Source organism: Mesorhizobium sp. YIM 152430, from assembly GCF_029210365.1.
Taxonomy (GTDB): domain Bacteria; phylum Pseudomonadota; class Alphaproteobacteria; order Rhizobiales; family Rhizobiaceae; genus Aliihoeflea.
Window position 1 is genome coordinate 457,207 of record NZ_JARGES010000018.1, and the last position, 19,027, is coordinate 476,233.

The 19,027-nt window shown below is 63.4% G+C and carries 15 protein-coding genes and 1 tRNA gene; 5 read left to right on the forward strand and 11 right to left on the reverse strand.

Features of this window, described 5'->3' with window-relative positions; genetic code table 11:
• Window positions 1-12: 12 nt before the first annotated feature.
• The 7 genes from PZ895_RS04700 to PZ895_RS04730 all read right to left on the reverse strand — a co-directional run bounded on the left by PZ895_RS04700 (window position 13) and on the right by PZ895_RS04730 (window position 8,660).
• Window positions 13-2,028, reverse strand: coding sequence for a long-chain-fatty-acid--CoA ligase (locus PZ895_RS04700; RefSeq protein ID WP_275837949.1), 2,016 nt, complete (start codon window positions 2,026-2,028; stop codon window positions 13-15).
• Window positions 2,029-2,268: 240 nt separating this feature from the next.
• Window positions 2,269-2,820, reverse strand: coding sequence for a DUF924 family protein (locus PZ895_RS04705; RefSeq protein ID WP_275837824.1), 552 nt, complete (start codon window positions 2,818-2,820; stop codon window positions 2,269-2,271).
• 84 nt (window positions 2,821-2,904) lie between these two features.
• The gene (locus tag PZ895_RS04710; RefSeq protein ID WP_275837825.1) at window positions 2,905-3,906 is read right to left on the reverse strand and encodes an oligopeptide/dipeptide ABC transporter ATP-binding protein; all 1,002 of its coding nucleotides are present in this window, start codon (window positions 3,904-3,906) and stop codon (window positions 2,905-2,907) included.
• On the reverse strand, window positions 3,903-4,880 hold the full coding sequence (locus PZ895_RS04715) for an ABC transporter ATP-binding protein (RefSeq protein WP_275837826.1): 978 nt from the start codon (window positions 4,878-4,880) through the stop codon (window positions 3,903-3,905). Before PZ895_RS04715 ends, PZ895_RS04710 begins: the two co-directional genes overlap by 4 nt.
• A 4-nt stretch (window positions 4,881-4,884) precedes the next feature.
• On the reverse strand, window positions 4,885-5,838 hold the full coding sequence (locus tag PZ895_RS04720; RefSeq protein ID WP_275837950.1) for an ABC transporter permease: 954 nt from the start codon (window positions 5,836-5,838) through the stop codon (window positions 4,885-4,887).
• A 31-nt stretch (window positions 5,839-5,869) separates the two neighbouring features.
• Entirely contained in the window at window positions 5,870-6,847 is a 978-nt protein-coding gene (locus tag PZ895_RS04725) for an ABC transporter permease (RefSeq protein ID WP_275837827.1), read from the reverse strand.
• Between the two features lie 235 nt (window positions 6,848-7,082).
• Complete coding sequence (locus tag PZ895_RS04730; protein ID WP_275837829.1) at window positions 7,083-8,660, reverse strand: ABC transporter substrate-binding protein; 1,578 nt, start codon at window positions 8,658-8,660, stop codon at window positions 7,083-7,085.
• Between the two features lie 335 nt (window positions 8,661-8,995).
• Here PZ895_RS04730 and PZ895_RS04735 point away from each other — a divergent pair, with 335 nt between their 5' ends.
• Window positions 8,996-9,517, forward strand: coding sequence for a BA14K family protein (locus tag PZ895_RS04735; protein WP_275837830.1), 522 nt, complete (start codon window positions 8,996-8,998; stop codon window positions 9,515-9,517).
• A gap of 57 nt (window positions 9,518-9,574) precedes the next feature.
• Here PZ895_RS04735 and PZ895_RS04740 read toward each other — a convergent pair whose 3' ends face one another.
• Window positions 9,575-10,486: a helix-turn-helix domain-containing protein gene (locus PZ895_RS04740; protein WP_275837832.1), complete on the reverse strand. Its 912-nt coding sequence runs from the start codon at window positions 10,484-10,486 to the stop codon at window positions 9,575-9,577.
• A gap of 220 nt (window positions 10,487-10,706) precedes the next feature.
• Here PZ895_RS04740 and PZ895_RS04745 point away from each other — a divergent pair, with 220 nt between their 5' ends.
• Entirely contained in the window at window positions 10,707-12,812 is a 2,106-nt protein-coding gene (locus tag PZ895_RS04745; RefSeq protein WP_275837833.1) for a PQQ-dependent dehydrogenase, methanol/ethanol family, read from the forward strand.
• A 78-nt stretch (window positions 12,813-12,890) separates the two neighbouring features.
• On the opposite strand, the gene PZ895_RS04750 is transcribed toward PZ895_RS04745, so the two are convergent.
• A tRNA-Thr gene (locus tag PZ895_RS04750) sits at window positions 12,891-12,966 on the reverse strand.
• A gap of 264 nt (window positions 12,967-13,230) precedes the next feature.
• On the opposite strand from PZ895_RS04750, the gene PZ895_RS04755 reads away from it, so the two are divergent.
• The 3 genes from PZ895_RS04755 to PZ895_RS04765 are packed head-to-tail and all read left to right on the forward strand — an operon-like array spanning window position 13,231 to window position 16,946.
• The gene (locus PZ895_RS04755) at window positions 13,231-13,722 is read left to right on the forward strand and encodes a (2Fe-2S)-binding protein (RefSeq protein WP_275837834.1); all 492 of its coding nucleotides are present in this window, start codon (window positions 13,231-13,233) and stop codon (window positions 13,720-13,722) included.
• Window positions 13,723-13,780: 58 nt separating this feature from the next.
• Window positions 13,781-16,135: a xanthine dehydrogenase family protein molybdopterin-binding subunit gene (locus tag PZ895_RS04760; RefSeq protein WP_275837835.1), complete on the forward strand. Its 2,355-nt coding sequence runs from the start codon at window positions 13,781-13,783 to the stop codon at window positions 16,133-16,135.
• A 10-nt stretch (window positions 16,136-16,145) separates the two neighbouring features.
• Window positions 16,146-16,946, forward strand: coding sequence for a xanthine dehydrogenase family protein subunit M (locus PZ895_RS04765; protein WP_275837836.1), 801 nt, complete (start codon window positions 16,146-16,148; stop codon window positions 16,944-16,946).
• Between the two features lie 33 nt (window positions 16,947-16,979).
• On the opposite strand, the gene PZ895_RS04770 is transcribed toward PZ895_RS04765, so the two are convergent.
• Together PZ895_RS04770 and PZ895_RS04775 are read right to left on the reverse strand one after the other, a co-directional pair.
• Complete coding sequence (locus tag PZ895_RS04770; RefSeq protein ID WP_275837837.1) at window positions 16,980-17,891, reverse strand: DMT family transporter; 912 nt, start codon at window positions 17,889-17,891, stop codon at window positions 16,980-16,982.
• The gene (locus tag PZ895_RS04775; protein ID WP_275837838.1) at window positions 17,888-18,841 is read right to left on the reverse strand and encodes a nitronate monooxygenase family protein; all 954 of its coding nucleotides are present in this window, start codon (window positions 18,839-18,841) and stop codon (window positions 17,888-17,890) included. Before PZ895_RS04775 ends, PZ895_RS04770 begins: the two co-directional genes overlap by 4 nt.
• Window positions 18,842-19,027 lie beyond the last annotated feature (186 nt).

Below are 19,027 nucleotides of genomic sequence, written 5' to 3' on the forward strand. Positions count from 1 at the left end.
GACAAATTCCGACTACCGCAGTTCCCGCCGCAAGATCTTGCCGACATTCGTCTTCGGCAGTTCCTTGCGGAATTCGACATGGCGCGGGCGCTTGTAGCCGGTCAGCTTGTCGCGCGTGAAATCGATGATTTCCTGCTCCGTCAGCTTCTCGTCCTTCTTGACGACGAAGAGTTTCGGCACCTCGCCCGAATGCTCATCCGGTACGCCGACGGCGGCGACTTCGAGGACGCCCGGATGCTCGGCGACGACCTCTTCCAATTCGTTCGGATAGACGTTGAAGCCGGAGACGAGGATCATGTCCTTCTTGCGGTCGACGATCTTGACGAAGCCGCGCGCGTCGATGAAGCCCATGTCTCCCGACTTGAAGAAACCATCATCGGTCATGACCTTCTTCGTCTCGTCGGCCCGGTTCCAGTAGCCCGCCATGACCTGCGGCCCGCGAATGCAGATTTCACCGACTTCGCCGGTTGGCACGTCTTTGCCGTCCTCGTCGCGGATCACGATCTCGGTCGACGGGATCGGCATCCCGATCGTGCCGGAGAACTCGTCGGCGTCGAAGCGGTTGGCGGTCGCCACCGGCGCCGTCTCGGAGAGGCCGTAACCTTCGGCGATGACGATGCCGGTCAGCTTCTTCCAGCGGTCGGCGACCGGCTTTTGCACCGCCATGCCGCCTCCGAAGGTCAGGATCAGCGGCTTGAAGTCGAGCTTCTGGAAATCGGCATTGTTGAGAAGCGCGTTGAACAGCGTGTTGAGGCCGGGGAAGACGTGGAACGGTGTTTTCTGCAATTCCTTCACGAAGGCCGGGATGTCACGCGGATTGGGGATCAGGATGTTCTGCGCGCCCTGCTGCATTCCCATCAGCGCGTTCACCGTCAGCGCGTAGATGTGGTAGAGCGGCAGCGCGCAGATATAGACGACATCCTTCGGCTTCGGCTTCTTGGAGTAGGCGGCTTCGACCCAAAGCGCGTTCTGCGCGACATTGGCCAGAACGTTGCGGTGAAGCAGCGTCGCGCCCTTGGAAACGCCTGTCGTCCCGCCCGTATATTGCAGGAAGGCGACGTCGTCATGGCCGACGTCGATCTTGCGGAACGTCTTCTTGGCGCCTTCCTTGAGCGCATCGTTGAAGGGCACGTGACCCGGCAGCGACCAGGCGGGCACCATCTTCTTGACGCGGCGCACGACCAGGTTGACGACGATGCCCTTGAGGCCGAGCCGGTCGCCCATCGCGGCGACGACGACGTGCTTCACCTTGGTGCGGCCGATCACCTGTTGCAGCGTGGAGGCGAAGTTTTCCAGGATGACGATCGCTTCCGCGCCCGAATCGTTGAGCTGGTGCTCAAGCTCGCGCGGCGTGTAGAGCGGGTTGACGTTAACGACCGTATAGCCCGCGCGCAGCACCGCCATCATCGCGATCGGGTATTGCAGCACGTTCGGCATCATGATGGCGACCCGCGCGCCCTTGGACAGGCCCTTGCCCTGTAGATAGGCGGCAAACGCGGCCGACTGTTTCTCGAGTTCGGTGAAGGTGATCGACTTGCCCATGCAGGTGAAGGCGGGCTTCGATCCGTATTTGCGGCAGGATTCGACCATCAGATCGCCGAGCGACTGATATTCCAGCGGCCCGATCTCGCCCGGAACGTCCTTCGGATAATTGGCGAGCCAGGGCTTGTCGGCCTTTGCCGCTGTCTGCCGCGCAGATGCTGCCGGGGCGACGGCCGGTTCGGCCTTCGGATCTGTTGATGTGGCCGGCTTGGATTTGGCGGCGGATGTTTTTGCCTTGGTGGCGGCCGGCTTTTCGACCTTGTCCGCAGTCTTTTTCGATGCCGTCTTGGCGGTGGTCTTCGGGGTCGACGCCTTGGCCGCAGCAGCCTTTGACGGTGCGCTCGCCGGTGCGTCGACGGCCGTGGCTGCGACATTTGCAGCCGGCTTCTTGGCGGCAGTCTTGACCGGGGCCTTCGGCTTGGCGCTCGCGCTTGTCTTCGCCGCCGGCGCCTTCTTGGCCGCCGGCTTCTTGGCTGCCGGATTCAGTTCGTCCTTGACAACCTTGCTCGTCTTCTCGGTCGCTTTGGCCAATTCGTCCTCCCTCAAAATGTTTTGCATGGAGGCGGGATCGGTCGACTGACGCGGCCGGTTTCTTGATTTGCCCGCTCACCCAGCGCCGGATGCCCGCCTGCATCCTGGAATTTGTCGTCGCGCTCCTATCTAGGGCCACAATTCGCTGCGGTGCAAGCCGTGCCGCAGCGTAATACAAGAGCACATCGGTCCGAACTACTGGCCATAGCCTGCATGGCCCTCCATGAATTTGCGTTCGGCATCCGTCGTCTCGCGGCCCAGCGCCTTGTTGCGGTGCGGGAATCTTCCGAACTCCTGGATGATGTCGCGATGCTCGATCGCGTATTTGAGGCCGTCCTCGTTGTCGAGCGACCGGAAAAGATCGACGCATCGTTCCTGGTCGGCCGAAATCTCCGAATGCATGAACGGCATGTAGAGGAATTGCTTTTCCTCGTTCGACAATCCGTGATCGAGCCGCTTCTCGGTCGCGTTGCGCGCGATCTCGATGGCCAGATTGTCCGTGCCGAAGGCGGCGGGCTTGCCGCGGAACATGTTGCGCGGAAACTGGTCGAGCACGATCACCGCGGCGAGCGCGGTGCGCTGGTCGTCGATCGTCTCGGGGTCGAGGCCCGTCTTCAATTCGTCGTAGAGCCCGGAAAAGCGCGAGCGGATCTTGTCGTCGACTTCGCTCTTGCCGGTGTACCAGTCCTCGGCCGTCAGTTCGCCGAACCAGAAAGACAGGACATCGTCTTGCCAACCCTGCTTCATCTCGTCCTCCCTCGTGGTCTTGGAAGAGACCGCCCTTGGACATGGCTCTTCATGGTCGCCGTGGTGCATTTGGCGCAATTTGTGTCAGATGCGGCCTTCCTCGACACCGTGGCACGCCGTTTCGCCCTCACCGTTCCACAGGAGCTGCGGAATTTCCATCCTGCATCTTTCGTTTGCGAACGGGCAGCGCGGATGGAAGGCGCAGCCGGGCGGCGGGTTGATCGGGTTCGGAATCTCGCCCTCGACCTTCTTGCGCTTGCGGCCGGTCATCTCGAGGTCCGGCACGGCGTCGAGCAGCATCCGGGTATAGGGATGGCGCGGCTTGGCGAAAAGCGTCTTGGAATCGGCGACCTCGGCGAGGCGGCCGAGATAGAGGACGCCGATGCGGTTCGCCATGTGGCGCACGACCGAAAGGTCGTGACTGATGAACAGGAAGGTCAGGCCGAACTCGTCCTGCAAGTCCTTCATCAGATTGAGGATCTGCGCCTGAACCGAGACGTCGAGCGCCGAGGTCGGCTCGTCGCAGACGATGAAGTCGGGACGGGCGGCAAGGGCGCGGGCGATCGCGACGCGCTGGCGCTGGCCCCCGGAGAACTCGTGCGGGAACTTGACGCCGTCCTCCGGCGAGAGGCCGACCAAAGTCAGCAATTCGCCGACACGCTTGCGCCGCTGAAGCGACGACAGCCCGCCCTCGAACACTTTCAGCGGCTCGCCGATGATGTCGGTCACGCGCCAGCGCGGATTGAGGCTGGCGAACGGGTCCTGGAAGATCATCTGGAAGCGGCGGCGCAGACGTCGCGCCTCGCCGCCCTTCAGCCCCTTCTTCAGCGACTTGCCGTCGAAATGGATGTCCCCTTCCGACGGGTCGAGCAGGCCGACGATCAGTCGGGCGATGGTGGACTTGCCCGAGCCGGATTCGCCGACGAGCGCGAGCGTCTCGCCCTTGTTGATCCGAAAGGTGACGTCGTCGACGGCGCGCACATAGGCTTTTTCGGATCGTTCGATGACGCGGTTCAGCCACGGCTTCGATACGTCGAACCGACGCGAGAGGTGATTGACTTCAACGAGAGGGGTCGGGGTCGTCATGCGGCTTGCTCCTCGGGCGCATGTAGCCAGCAGGCAACGCGGCGGGAGCCCGAAGCGATCGGCTCGGGACGCTCGACGAAGCAGCGGTCGAAAGCGTGCGGGCAGCGGGGGTTGAAGGCGCAGCCCTTCGGGATTGCCGACAGGCGCGGCATCGAACCTGGGATCTGCGTCAGGCGGTCGGAGTTGGTGGCGAGTGTCGGGATCGAGCCCATCAGGCCGGCCGTGTAGGGGTGCTTGGCGTCGGTGATGACGTCGCGTACCGGCCCGATCTCCGCGATGCGTCCGGCATACATGACCGCCACGCGGTCGGCCGTCTCGGCGATGACGCCCATGTCGTGGGTGATCAGCATGATCGCCGCGCCATACTCGGCGCACATGTTCTTCATCACGTCGATGATCTGCGCCTGCACCGACACGTCGAGCGCGGTGGTCGGCTCGTCGGCGATGACCAGCGCCGGGTCCGCGCACAGCGCGAGGGCGATCACGACGCGCTGGCGCATACCGCCCGAGAACTGATGCGGATAGTCGTCGATGCGCCGGTCGGCAGCAGGGATTCCGACATCGTCGAGAAGCCTGATTGCGCGCTTGCGCGCATCGGCTTCGGACAGGGGCATATGGGTGCGGATCGTCTCGATGAGCTGTTCGGCGACGGTATAGAGCGGGTTGAGCGAGGTCAGCGGATCCTGGAAGACCATGCCGATCCGCTTGCCGCGATAGCGCCTGATCTGCTCGGGGCCGAGATTGTCGATGCGTTCGCCCTGGAGCAGGATTTCGCCGCCCGAGATGCGGCCGGGCGGCTCGATCAGGCCGATCACGGCCGAACCGGTCATCGACTTGCCCGCGCCGGATTCGCCGACCACGCCCAGCACTTCACCCGGCATGATGTCGAAGGAGATGTTGTCGACCGCGGTCAGGATCCCGCGGCGCGTGGGAAACTGGACGGTCAGGTTCTTGACGGAAAGGACGGGTTGCATACGCCTACCTCAGTCGCGGGTTGAGCGCGTCGCGCAGCCAGTCGCCCAGAAGGTTGACCGAAAGCGCAAGCAGGATGAGCGTCAGGGCGGGGAAGAACAGGATCCACCATTCGCCCGAGAACAGATATTGCTGGCCGATGCGGATCAGCGTCCCGAGCGAGGGCTGCGTTGGCGGAACGCCGACGCCCAGGAACGACAGCGTCGCCTCCTCGATGATGGCGAGCGCAAGCCCGATCGTCGCGATGACCAGCACCGGTCCCATCACGTTCGGCAGGACGTGGCGGGCGAGGATCAGGACCGGATGGACGCCCATGATGCGCGCCGCAGACACGTAGTCCTTCTGCCGCTCCACCATCGTCGCGCCGCGCACGGTACGGGCGAACTGCGCCCAGTTGGCAAGGCCGATGGCGATGATCAGCACGTAGACCGCCATGCTCTCCTGCTGCGAGGGCGGAATGATGCCGCGCGCGATGCCAAAGATCAAAAGCGCAATCAGGATCGCCGGGAACGAAAGCTGGATGTCGGTCACGCGCATGATGATCGCGTCCGTCGTCCCGCCCTGATAGCCGGCGATGAGGCCGAGCGAGATGCCCAGCGCCATGGCGAAGAGCGTCGCGGAAAAGCCGACGAAGAGCGAGATGCGCGAGCCGTAGAGGATCGTCGAGAAGACGTCGCGGCCCTGATTGTCGGTTCCGAGCAGGTAGTAGTTGCCCATCCGGCTCTCCGAGAAGGGCGGCGTGAAGCCGTCCATCAGGTTGAGCGAGGCCGGATTGAACGGATTGTAGGGCGCGATCCACGGCGCCAGCAACGCCGCGCCGACGATGATGACGACGACGATCGATGCGATGATCGTCACCGGCGAACGACGGTAGGAGTAGAAGATGTCCGAGTCCCAGGCGCGGTAGAGGCGGCTCGGGGGCTTCGGCGGCAGGATCGGCTCGCCGTCGCCGGCGGCCATGAGTTTGGGATCTGGAAGCGTGGTCATGCGATCACCGTTTGCCAGTGCCGACGCGCAGGCGCGGATCGACCGTGTAGTAGAGGATGTCGACGATCAGGTTGATCACGACGAAGACGAAGGCGATGAACATCAGGTACGCCGCCATGACCGGCACGTCGACGACCTGCACCGACTGGATGAAGAGCGAGCCGACGCCTGGCCACTGGAACACCGTCTCGGTGACGATCGCAAACGCGATGACCGAGCCGAGTTGCAGGCCGGTGATGGTGATCACCGGGACCAGGGTGTTCTTCAGCGCGTGGCCAAAATTGATCGCCCGGTTCGAAAGGCCGCGCGCCTTGGCGAAACGGATGTAATCCGCGCGCAGCACTTCCAGCATCTCGGCGCGCACGAGGCGCATGATCAGCGTCAACTGGAAGAGGGACAGCGTGATAGCCGGCAAGATGAGCGATCTGAGCCCGCTTTCAGTCAAGAGCCCTGTCCGCCACCCCCCGACCATCACGGTCGTCCCTCGTCCGAAGGATGGCAGCCAGCCAAGCTCCACCGCGAAGATGTAGATCAGGCCGATGCCGATCAGGAAGGTCGGCAGCGAGACGCCGGCCAGCGACAGCGTCATCACGACGGAAGTGACCGGCGATTTGGGCTTCAGCGCCGTATAGACCCCGAAGAACAGGCCGAACACCAGCGCGATCGTGGCCGACGCGAAGGCCAGTTCTATCGTCGCCGGTAGACGCTCCATGATGAGCCGCGTGACCGGCTCCTGGAGCCGGTAGGAGATGCCGAAATTGCCCTGGATTGCATTGCCGACGAAGGTCGCGAACTGGATATAGAAGGGATCGTTCAGACCGAGGCGCTCGCGCATCGCTTCGCGGTCCGCGAGCCTGGTATCCTGGCCCACCATGGAATCGATTGGATCGCCCACATAGCGGAAGACGAGGAATGCCACGAGCGAAACCGCCAGCATCACGATGATCGATTGCAGCAGGCGCCTTATGACAAAGGCTGTCATGTTGTTTGTCTCCGGAACGAGAGCGCGTCGAATTGTCGACGCTTGAGGCTCCCGGTTTGTCGGTACGGGTGCTGACGGCACATGCGCTTGAGGCCGCGAGATAGGCACGCAACCGGCATCGGCGCCGCGAAAGGCGCTCTTTTGGCGAGTCACACCGCCACAATCAAGCCCATAATGCTAGCCCGCCGCGCAATTGCTTGCACGGCGGGCGAGGCTTTTAGGAATGTTGCGCGGATTACTCGCCGATCGTCACATTCGACATGTTCGGCTGGTTCTCCGGATGCACGTCGATGGTGAAATTCGACTTCGTCGCGTAGGCGAGCACCTGGTTGTGGATCGGCAGGAGGACGCGGTCTTCCTGGATCGTCGCCCAGATTTCGGCGATCGTCGCGTCGCGGGCCTCGAGGTCCGTCTGCGTGCCGAGCGACTCGATCTTCGCGTCGAGTTCGGCGTTGGAATAGCCGGACGGATTGTAGGCGCCGTAATTGCCTTCCTTCGTGTGGATCAGATCGTTGAAGATATAAGCCGAATCGAAGGTGGGGACGCCCCAGCCGAGGAGGTAGAAGTCGGTGTCGCCGTTGGTGATGAGCGGCGAATGCTGCGCGACCGGGCGCGAGGCCAGCGTCGCGCGAATGCCGATCTGGCCGAGCATACCGACGACCGCCTGGCTGATCGCCTCGTCATTGACGTAGCGGTTGTTCGGCGTGTCGAGCGTGACGGTGAAGCCGTCTCCATAGCCGGCCTCTTCCATCAGCGCGCGGGCGCGCTCGAGATCCGGCGCCGGGTAGGCGTCGAGTTCTTCGGTCCAGCCATTGACGAAGGGCGGGGTCGCAACGCCGGTCGGAACCGAATTGCCACGCATGACGACTTCCTTGATCGCGTCGCGATCAATGGAAAGATGCATGGCCTCGAGCACCTTCGGATCGGAGAAGGGGTTCTTGTCCGTCACGTCCGAGCTTGCCAGTGGCTCTTCGGTGAGACGATAGCCGAAATAGATGATGCGATTTTCGGGGCCGGTCGCGACCTTGATGCCGTCGGTCGACGACAGCCGCTCGATGTCCTGCACCGGCACGTCCTGCACGAAGTCGACTTCGCCCGACAGAAGCGCTGCAACGCGGGTCGCGGCATCCGAGATCGGCGTGTAGATGATCTCGGTGACGGCCGGCTCGGTCTCGGCCCAGTGATCGGGGTTCACTTCGAGAACCGAACGCACGCCAACTTCTCGCGAGACGAGCTTGTAGGGGCCGGTGCCGTTGGTGTTGCGCACGGCGTAATTGTCTTCGCCGCCGGCATAGTCCTGAACCTCGACGACGTCGTTGGTCTCTGCCCAGGTCTTGTCCATCATGAAGGTGTTGGTCAGATTGTTCGGGTAGAGCGGGCTCGGACCCTTCAGCTTGACCTCGACCGTGTAGTCGTCGACGGCGGTCACGCTTTCCACATCTGCGTGGAGCTGGCGCATGTTCGAACGTTCCGAACGCGCGCGGTCGAGCGAGAAGACGACGTCTTCGGCGTTGAATTCGGCACCGTCATGGAAGGTGACGCCTTCGCGCAGCGTGAAGACCCAGGTCGTGTCGTCGCCTTCCTTGATCGCCCATTCGGTGGCCAGGCGTGGGATCAGCGTGCCTTCGGTGTCGCGCCAGACGAGCGTCTCGTAGATGTGGTGGGCGAAGGTGTGGGTCGTGCCTTCGTTCTGCGAGTGCGGGTCCAGCGTCAGCGCGTCGGCGCCGCGTGCCCAGCGGATCGTTTCGGCCGACGCCGGCATTGCCGTCGCGGCCAGGGCCAGAACGCTGGCCGTCAAGAGAAGTTTACGCATGATTGCTCCCATGTTTTTCTTTTAGAGGTCCCCGCAGTGGCCTTTTCCCGCCTCCCGCGATTGGCGCGTACCATAAGAGAGCGTTTTCGATATGGGAAGCGGGCGAAAACGCTTTGATCACACAGCGTAAATGACGTTGCGGAAATAATTTGCCAAAAGTCTAGATTGTTTTCAGGTGACATGAAGACGGCATGGCGACGAGAAATTCTCAGTAGAGAATGGCTGATCCGCTGCATGTCCAACCTTACCAAAATGTCATGAAGCGGTTCACGTTGAGTTCATGTGGGAACCTTCATTCTGTTCAGGCGTCTTTGAGGACAAAAGGAGTTTGGAAGATGAGGAAAGTTCTTTCGATTATCTGCGCCACGACCATGGCATTCACTGGTGTCGCTGCAACGAGCGTGACTGCGAGCGCGTCGCCGGCCTTGATCCGCGCCGTTGATGCGGGTGCCGGCACGTCGAACGTCATCGATGTTCAGTACCGCCGTGACGACCGTCGCATCGATCGCCGTATCGATCGGCGTATCGACCGCCGCCAGAACCAGCGGGCGGCGCAACGGGGCTTCTATCGCCAGGGCAACTATCACTACTATAACGGCCATCGCGGTTACCGCGAGCGGCGTGCCGGCTACCGTCAGCATAACGGCTTCTGGTTCCCGGCTGCGGCCTTTGTTGCCGGCGCTATCGTCGGCGGTGCCGTGAGCCAGCCTTCGCGCACGGTCGTTGTCCAGCCTGGTCGCCTGTCGCAGGCGCATGTGGACTGGTGCTACAGCCAGTACCGTTCGTACCGCGCTTCGGACAACACGTTCCAGCCTTATAGCGGCCCGCGCCGGGCCTGCTCGTCGCCTTACAGCTAAGGCCATCGAGACGGCGGAGCTTGGGGGCGGTCTTCGGATCGCCCCTTTTCCATGGCATCAATTGGGGTGCGAATGCAGATACTCGCTCGGCGCGCATCCATAACGGCCCTTGAATGCACGGTTGAAATTCGAGATGTCGTTGAAGCCGGCGCCGAAGGCGATGTCGGTGATGGGAAGCGCAGCGCCACGCCGATTCCGTCGTAGGAGTTCGGCTGCAAGCGCGAGGCGCTTTTGCCGCAGGAGCCGGACGAAGCTCGTTCCCTGGTCGAGAAAATCACGCTGCAACTGGCGCTCCGAAATGCCGATGCGCTGCGCCAGCCAGCCAAGCGACATGTCGGCGCGATGCAGGTTGCGCTCCATCAGAGAAACTGCGAGCGCGAAGCGATTTTCGCGGCTGCTCGCACGAGCGGCATCGATGCTGCCGTCCCCCGGCGTGAACGCCATGCGCGTCAGATCGTAAAGGAAGCGCGGATCGCCTCGCGTCCGCTGGCTTGCAAGTGCGGTTCGCCCCGCACTGAAAAAAGCCTGCATGGCCGCGTGCATCGGATGGGCGGCGCCGAGCTTGCGCCCGATGTCCAGCCGGTCGTCCGCCTCCAGCAGGAACGAGCCGCGCGGCATGTGGACCGAGATGAACTGCGCGTCCCGGCAGCCATAGCCGATTGAAGCCTCGCAGGTGGAATCGAGCAGGTAGAATTCGCCTGGATCGAGCGTTTCGTGCCGGCCGCGATGATCGATTCGCGAGTTGCCCTTCAATTGCAGCAGCAGAAAAATGTACTCGCTGTCGTCCTGCTGGATGCCCTTTCGCGTGCGGATGATCTGGTCGAGGTCGCAAGCGAAATCCGCCACATCGAGCCCGCAAAGGGAAAAGCTGCGCACATAGCCGTTGACTTCGCGCTGCCGCGCGCCCGGCACCCCGTAATAATTGCCGCATGTGGTGCGCAATCGCGCATCCCACTCTTCGAAATGCACTCGGATCTCCTCCCAGATTTCCGCTGGGGAAGTGTAGCCGTGCAACGCCTCGATGCAAGCGCCGGCGATGGAACTTTCGTCGTGGGCCGCGCGGCAGGCGCTTTCCTTCGCTTTGGCGGAAAAATCCAAGCCAAGCGCGAATTGCGATTCTAGCTTGTGATCGGCGATGACGTTTTGGGAGGAGACCATCCGTCGCTCGCCGCAACGACGGGAGGAGCAGATGCCACGTAGCCGGATTCCGGCGACCGCAGCAGCAGTCTCGATGCTGTTGGCCTCGGCCGCCATTGCCCAGACGCTGACGCCCGAGGCCATTTCGCAGGCCGTCGCCGGCGTCAATGCCGAAGCGATCATCAAGAACCGCGAGACCACGCGCAACTGGCTGACCCACGGCCTCGATTTCCAGGAAACGCGCCATTCGAAGCTCGACGCGATCGATGCGGAAAATGTCGGCGAGCTTGGCCTCGCCTGGGCGACCAGCCTCGAATCGCGCCGCGGCGTGGAGGCGACGCCGATCGTCGTCGACGGCATCATGTATGTCACCGCATCGTGGAGCGTCGTCCACGCGCTCGACGCGCGGTCAGGCGAGGAGATCTGGCGCTACGACCCGGAGGTCCCGCGCGAACACGCGTCAAAAGGTTGCTGCGACGTCGTCAATCGCGGCGTCGCGCTGCATGAGGGTGTCATCTATGTCGGCGCCTTCGACGGCAACCTCCACGCGATCGACGCCGTCACCGGCGAGCGCAAATGGATGGTCGACACCATTGAAAACCGCGACATGGCCTATACGATCACCGGGGCGCCGCGTGTCTACAAGGGCAATGTGATCATCGGCAATGGCGGCGCCGAATATGGCGTGCGCGGCTACATCACCGCCTATGACGCCGAAACGGGCGAGGAAAAATGGCGCTGGTATTCGGTGCCGGGCGATCCGTCCAAGCCGTTCGAGAACGAGAGCATGGAAAAGGCCGCCGAGACGTGGGACGCCTCGGTTCCGTATTGGGAAGCGGGCGGTGGCGGCACCATGTGGGATTCGATGGCCTACGATCCCGAACTCGACCTGATGTATGTCGGCACCGGCAACGGCAGCCCCTGGAATGCCAATCTGCGCAGCCCCGCCGGCGGCGACAATCTCTATCTGGCGTCGGTCGTCGCGTTGGACCCGGACACGGGCGACTATGTCTGCCACTATCAGGAAACGCCCGGCGATAGCTGGGACTACACCTCGACACAGCACATCATCCTCGCTGACCTCGAGATCGAGGGCGAGGAGCGCAAGGTCTTCCTGCACGCCCCGAAGAACGGCTTCTTCTACGTCGTCGACCGAACCGACTGCTCATTCATTTCGGCCGAGAAATTCGTCGAGGTGACCTGGGCCGAAGGTTATGACGAGGAGGGGCGCCCGATCGAGAACCCGGCCGCGCGCTCGCGCGAGGATAGCTGGGAACAGGTGCCGAGCGCCTATGGCGCGCACAACTGGCACCCGATGTCGTTCAACCCGCAAACGGGTCTGGTCTACATCCCCGCGCAGGGCGTGCCGCTCGTCCAGCAGCACGATCCCGACTGGGTGTTCAACGAGCACCTGCCCGGACGCGCCCACTCCAATCTCGGCTGGAACCTCGGCTATCTCTTCAACACGACCCAGCCGACCGCGACGCCCTTCGGTCATCTGCTCGCCTGGGATCCGGTCGCGCAAAAGGAGGTCTGGCGCGCCGAGCATGTTTCGCCGTGGAATGGCGGCACGCTGACGACGGCCGGCAATCTCGTCTTCCAGGGCACCGCCGACGGCCGCTTCATCGCCTATGACGCTGCGACCGGCGAAATGCTCTGGCAGACGCCGGTCGGCTCCGGCGTCGTCGCCGCGCCCGTCACCTACATGATCGATGACGAGCAATATGTCTCGGTCGCGGTCGGCTGGGGCGGCGTCTATGGCCTGTCCCAGCGCGCGACGGATACGATCGGCCCCGGCAAGGTCTATACGTTCAAGGCTGGTGGCACCGCGGAAATGCCCGAAATGGTGGAGAACGATCCGGCCGAACTCGTCGCAGGCGTCGCCTACAGCCCCGACGACATCGCGCCGGGCGGCGCGCTCTACGTCTCCAACTGCCTGTTCTGCCACGGCGTTCCGGGCGTCAACAATGGCGGCAACATCCCCAATCTCGGCTTCTCGGATGCCGCCATGCTCGAAGGCGCGCCCGATCTCCTGTTGAGCGGCGCTTTCGTCGACGGCGGAATGCCCAGCTTCGAAGGCAAACTCACCGCGGCCGAGATCAAGCAGATCGTGGCTTTCATTCAGGGAACAGCGGACGCGGTACGCCCCAAGCCGTGACGCGTCGGGGGCCGCGGGATCGAACGTTTCCGCGGCCTCTTCAGCGAGAGGTGCGAACGAAGAAAGGGAGAAAAAAACTGGTGCCGCTTAGGTGACTCGAACACCTGACCCCATCATTACGAATGATGTGCTCTACCAACTGAGCTAAAGCGGCCCGTCGAAGCCGGACGGTCGGACCGACGCCTCGAAAGTGAGCGCTTGATATCGCCATCGGCGGGCAAATTCAAGCACCCCGCGCGGAATTTCGAGAGCCGCGATCGGCCCCGGCGCAAATGTCCGCAAGGCGTGGCTCCGGTGCCGTCGATGTGATGCAACGAAGGTCGTAAGTCCTTGCTGCGGCTGTGGACTCCTGACCAAGCTGCGCTAAGGTTTTTGCCTAGGCCCCCTGGGCGTGATCGGAAAAGTGGAGGGATAACGCATGTCGGACGTTTCTATGGTCGTGAATGGCCGCAAGGTCTCGGGCAATGTGGAGGACCGGACATTGCTCGTCCATTATCTGCGCGAGCATCTGGGTCTGACCGGCACGCATGTCGGTTGCGACACGTCGCAATGCGGCGCCTGCGTGGTTCACATGGACGGCAAGGCGATCAAATCCTGCTCGATCCTCGCCGCCCAGGCGTCCGGCTCTGAGATCACCACGATCGAGGGCCTCGCCCCCGGCGCCGAACTGCATCCCATGCAGGCCGCTTTCAAGGAGCATCACGGCCTCCAGTGCGGTTTTTGCACACCGGGCATGATCATGACCGCCGTCGACATGGTGCGTCGCCATCCGGAAGGACTGGACGAGAAGACCGTCCGCAACGATCTCGAGGGCAATATCTGCCGCTGCACCGGCTATCACAACATCGTCCAGGCGATCCTGTCGGGATCGAAGACGATGGCCGGAACGGGCGAGACCAAGGCGGCCTGACCGCCGGCCCGATCCTTTGAAAATTCACTCGGTTCGGTAACCGGAGGAGGTACTGAAAATGGGTATGGAAGGCATTGGCGCCCGTGTGGCGCGCAAGGAAGACAAGAGGTTCATCACCGGCGCCGGGCGCTATACCGACGATTTCGTCGTCCCCGGCATGAAGTTCGCGGCCTTCGTCCGCAGCCCGCACGCCCATGCGCGCATTCGCGGCATCGATGTCGAGGCGGCGCGGGCGATGCCGGGCGTCATCGACGTCCTGACCGGTCCCGAGATGAAGACGGACGGCATCGGCAACATCATCTGTGGCTGGATGATCCATTCGAAGGACGGATCGCCGATGAAAATGGGCGCCTGGTCGCCACTGGCGACCGATACGGTGCGCTATGTCGGCGATGCGGTTGCGATCGTCGTCGCCGAAACCAGGGGCCAGGCGCGTGATGCCGCCGAGGTCGTCGACGTCGACTATGAAGAACTCGAAGCCGTCATCCTGCCGGAAAAGGCGATGGACCCCGGCGCTCCCCAGGTCCATCCCGAAGCCGAGAACAATCTGATCTTCGACTGGGTACTCGGCGACGAGGCCGCGGTCGAGGAAGCGTTCGGCAAGGCGGCTCACCGCGTCAAGCTTGACATCTTGAACAACCGCCTGATCCCGAACGCGATCGAGCCCCGCTCCGCCATCGGCCACTACAACAAGGCCGAGGACCACTACACCTGCTACACCACCTCGCAGAACCCGCATGTGGCGCGTCTCGTCATGAGCGCGTTCTACAATGTCGCGCCCGAAAACAAGCTGCGCGTCATCGCGCCCGACGTGGGCGGCGGCTTCGGCTCGAAAATCTACATCTACCCCGAGGAGATCACCTGCCTCTGGGCGTCGAAGAAGACCGGCGTGCCGGTGAAGTGGACGGCGGATCGCTCGGAAAGCTTCCTGACCGACGCCCACGCCCGCGATCATGTGACGACGGCCGAGATCGCGCTCGACGCCGATCACAGGATCACCGCGCTGCGCGCCGACACGATCGCCAATCTCGGCGCCTACATGTCGCTCTTCTCGTCCGCGACGCCGACCTATCTCTACGCCACGCTCCTGTCGGGCCAGTATGAGATTCCGGCGATCTACTGCAACGTGAAGGCGGTCTATACGCACACCTGCCCGGTCGACGCCTATCGCGGCGCCGGCCGGCCCGAAGCGACCTATGTCGTGGAACGCCTGGTCGAAACCGCCGCGCGCGAACTCGGAATCTCGCCGGTCGAACTGCGCCGGAAGAACTTCATCAAGTCCTTCCCCTACCAGACGCCGGTGATCATGAACTACGATTCCGGCGACTTCGGCGCGCTGATCGACGCCGCCACCAAGGCGATCGACTATGACGGTTTCGCCCGCCGCAAGGAGGAGGCCAAGGCTCGCGGCAAGCTGCGCGGCATCGGCATGAGCTGCTATATCGAGGCTTGCGGCATCGCCCCGTCGGCGGCCGTCGGCTCGCTCGGCGCCGGCGTCGGCCTGTGGGAATCGGCCGAAATCCGCGTCAATGCGGTCGGCACGGTCGAGGTCCTGACCGGTGCCCACAGCCATGGCCAGGGTCACGAGACCACCTTCGCGCAGCTCGTTTGCGACCGGTTCGGCCTGCCGATGGACAATGTGTCGATCGTCCATGGCGACACCGACAAGGTCCAGATGGGCATGGGCACCTATGGCTCGCGCTCCGGCCCGGTCGGCATGTCGGCCATCGTCAAGGCGCTCGACAAGGTCGAGGCCAAGGCCAAGAAGATCGCGGCGCACATCCTCGAAGCCGACGAAGGCGACATCGTCATCGAGAACGGCGAGTGCAAGGTGGCCGGCACCGACAAGACGGTGCCGTGGTTCCAGCTCGCACTGGCCGCCTACACCGCCCACAACCTGCCGGGCGGCATGGAGCCGGGGCTGAAGGAGGGCGCGTTCTACGACCCGACCAACTTCACCTTCCCGTCGGGTTGCTACATCTGCGAGGTCGAGGTCGATCCGGACACCGGCAAGACCGAGATCGTGCAGTTCGTCGCCGCCGACGATTTCGGCCGCGTCATCAACCCGATGATCGTCGAGGGTCAGGTCCATGGCGGTCTGGCTCAAGGCATCGGCCAGGCACTTCTCGAAGGCGCAGCCTACGACCGCACCACCGGCCAGCTCGTCACCGGCAGCTACATGGACTACACCATGCCGCGCGCCGACGATCTGCCGTCCTTTCAGGTGCCGATGACCGAGACGATCTGCCCCGGCAATCCGCTCGGCATCAAGGGCTGCGGCGAAGCCGGTGCGATCGGCTCCCCGCCGGCCGTCATCAATGCGATCACCGATGCGATCGGAAACAACGACCTGTCGATGCCCGCCACGCCGCAAAAGGTGTGGGCAGCGCTGAATGCGGCAACGCGGCACTAGGAGAGCGCACATGTACCAGACCAATTATCACCGCGCGTCGTCTCTCGAAGACGCCGCAAAGCTGCATTCTGGAGCGGATGAGGCGAAGTATGTGTCGGGCGGCATGACGCTCATCCCGGCCATGAAGACGCGCCTGTCGGCACCGTCCGACCTGATCGACCTGCGCCATGTCGAGGGCTTGAAGGGCATCAGGGTTTCCGGCCGCGAGGTCGAGATCGGTGCGGCGACGACCCATGCGGACATCGCGCAGTCGAAGGAGATCGAGAGCGCCTGTCCGGCCCTGCACTACATGGCGAACCATATCGGCGATCCGCTGGTGCGCCATATGGGCACGATCGGCGGCTCGGTCGCCAACAACGATCCGGCGCAGGACTACCCGGCGGCGCTTCTGGCGATGGACGCCACCATCGTCACCAGCAAGCGCGAGGTGAAGGCCGACGCCTTCTTCACCGGTCTGTTCGAAACCGCGCTGGAAGAGGACGAGATCGTAACGGCGGTCAAGTTCACCGCGCCGGAAAAATGCGGCTACGAGAAGTTCCGCAATCCCGCCTCGCGCTATGCGATGACGGGTGTCTTCGTCGCCAAGGGTGCCGGAGGCGTGCGCGTCGCCGTTACGGGCGCTGGTGAAAACGGTGTCTTCCGGGCGAAGGAACTGGAGGAAAAGCTTGCCTCCGATTTTTCCGCCGGAGCGCTGGACGGTGCGACCGTGCCGTCCTCCAACCTGATGTCCGACATGCACGCCTCGTCGGAATACCGCGCCAATCTGGTGGTGGTGATGGCAAAGCGCGCCGTAGCGAAGGCGGCGGGCTGAATGCGACGCGGGCGGCTTGGGCCGCCCGCCCGTTCACTTCATGAAATCTCTCGTCCGGCGATTGATCCGTTCCCGCCAGGCGATGGTGATCGCGCTTGCGATGATCAGCGCCGCGCCGAGCCAGCTTGCCAGTGCCGGCACTTCCGCGAACAGAACATAGTCGTAGAACGCCGCGAAGATCAGCGTCAGATAGAAGAACGGCATCACGAAGCTCGCCTCGCCTCGCCGCAGCGCCTGGATGAACAGCGCCTGCACCGAGATCATCGCTGCGCCCAGCGTCGCCATCAACATCCATTGCACGGAAGTCGGCGCGATCCAGACGAAGCTTGCGGCAGTCGCCGCCAGTGCCGCGCCGGCGAAATTGTTGATCGCAAGGATGCGCAGAGGCGGCTCGCTGTCGGCGAGCTTCTTGATCAGGATCGCTTCGGCGCCCATGAACATCGCGGCGACGAGCGCCACCAGCGCGATTGGCTGGAAGGCCGCCGAGCCCGGCTGGACGATGATCATCGCGCCGACAAAGGCGACCGCCGCGGCGCCCCAACGCCACGGCCCCACCTTTTCGCCGAGCAGCGGGATCGAGAGCAGCATCGCGACGACGGGGTTGAGGAACGAGATCGCGTTGGCGTCCGCGAGACGCATCAGGCCGGATGCCGCAAAAAGCGCACTGACGCCCGCCCAGCCGAACAGAACCCGCAAGACGTGGTTGGCCCATCGCGTACCGGCGAAGGATGGGCGCCACGCCGCGAGAAAGGGCGTCAGGACGAGCGCTGCGAAGCAGAATCGACCCGCCGAAATCTGGAACGGATGAAGCGGGTTTTCTCCGCCCGCAGGTCCCAGCATCTTGGCGATGAGCGTGGTGCCCGCAAGAAGCGCGCAGGCCAGAACCATCAACCCGACGGCCACGGCCGCGTCCTTCGGGCTGTGCGTCGCCGGACGATCGTTCAAGCGGCGAGCTTCTTCTTCGCGTCCTCATATTCGAGGGCAAGCCGGTCGACGAGTTCGGCCGCGCCGACGATGGAATCGACCGCGCCGATGCCCTGGCCGCAGCCCCAGATGTCCTTCCATGCCTTCGACTTGTCGCCGCCGAAATTCATCTTGGACGGGTCGGATTCGGGCAGGTTGTTCGGGTCCATGCCGGCCCTTTCGACCGAACCCTTGAGATAATTGCCGTGAACGCCGGTGAAGAGATTCGAATATACGATGTCGGCCGCCTTGGAATCGACGATCATCTGCTTGTAGTCGTCGGTCGCGCGTGCCTCATGCGTAGCGATGAAGGGCGAGCCGATATAGGCCATGTCGGCGCCCATCGCCTGTGCGGCCAGCACGGCGCCCCCATTGGCGATCGCGCCCGAAAGCAGCAGCGGACCGTCGAACCACTGCCGGATTTCCTGAACGAGCGCGAAGGGCGAAAGCGTGCCGGCATGGCCGCCGGCGCCTGCCGCAACCGCGATCAGCCCGTCCGCGCCGCGCCGGATGGCGTTGCGGGCGTGGCGGTCGTGGATGATGTCGTGCAGCACGATGCCGCCATAGGAATGAACGGCCTGGTTGACCTCTTCGACGGCGCCCAGCGAGGAGATGACGATCGGCACCTTGTATTTGACGCACAGCGCCAGATCCTCTTCCAGCCGCGTATTCGACTTGTGGACGATCTGGTTGACGGCGAAGGGAGCGGCCTTCGCCTCCGGGTTCGCCGTGTCATGCGCCGCGAGATCCTCGGTGATCTGCGCCAGCCACTCGTCGAGTTGCGAGGCGGGACGCGCATTGAGCGCCGGGAAGGAGCCGACAATGCCCGCCTTGCACTGGGCGAGGACGAGTGGCGGATGCGAGATGATGAACAGCGGCGAGCCGACGACGGGAATGCGCAGATTGGTCTTCAGGATGTCGGGTAGCGCCATTCGGGTCCTCCGCTGGAAAATTTGACGTTTGCGTAAACGTCATTACTAAAGCATCGAACCTAAAAGTGGAAACCGGTTTTCAGGCCGCGGCCGCTTTCGCGCCGAGCGTCGTTCGGTCACATGCGGGGCGCTGCGGCATTGAACCTCGCAACGCGGACGTTTAACGATGTCGCAACGATCATGGTC

Bases quoted from the DNA above. Each gene is read 5' to 3' on its own strand.
- PZ895_RS04705 (WP_275837824.1), bottom strand. From the start codon at position 2,820: ATGAAGCAGGGTTGGCAAGACGATGTCCTGTCTTTCTGGTTCGGCGAA.
- PZ895_RS04710 (WP_275837825.1), bottom strand. From the start codon at position 3,906: ATGACGACCCCGACCCCTCTCGTTGAAGTCAATCACCTCTCGCGTCGG.
- PZ895_RS04715 (WP_275837826.1), bottom strand. From the start codon at position 4,880: ATGCAACCCGTCCTTTCCGTCAAGAACCTGACCGTCCAGTTTCCCACG.
- PZ895_RS04720 (WP_275837950.1), bottom strand. From the start codon at position 5,838: ATGGCCGCCGGCGACGGCGAGCCGATCCTGCCGCCGAAGCCCCCGAGC.
- PZ895_RS04725 (WP_275837827.1), bottom strand. From the start codon at position 6,847: ATGACAGCCTTTGTCATAAGGCGCCTGCTGCAATCGATCATCGTGATG.
- PZ895_RS04730 (WP_275837829.1), bottom strand. From the start codon at position 8,660: ATGCGTAAACTTCTCTTGACGGCCAGCGTTCTGGCCCTGGCCGCGACG.
- PZ895_RS04735 (WP_275837830.1), top strand. From the start codon at position 8,996: ATGAGGAAAGTTCTTTCGATTATCTGCGCCACGACCATGGCATTCACT.
- PZ895_RS04745 (WP_275837833.1), top strand. From the start codon at position 10,707: ATGCCACGTAGCCGGATTCCGGCGACCGCAGCAGCAGTCTCGATGCTG.
- PZ895_RS04755 (WP_275837834.1), top strand. From the start codon at position 13,231: ATGTCGGACGTTTCTATGGTCGTGAATGGCCGCAAGGTCTCGGGCAAT.
- PZ895_RS04760 (WP_275837835.1), top strand. From the start codon at position 13,781: ATGGGTATGGAAGGCATTGGCGCCCGTGTGGCGCGCAAGGAAGACAAG.
- PZ895_RS04765 (WP_275837836.1), top strand. From the start codon at position 16,146: ATGTACCAGACCAATTATCACCGCGCGTCGTCTCTCGAAGACGCCGCA.
- PZ895_RS04775 (WP_275837838.1), bottom strand. From the start codon at position 18,841: ATGGCGCTACCCGACATCCTGAAGACCAATCTGCGCATTCCCGTCGTC.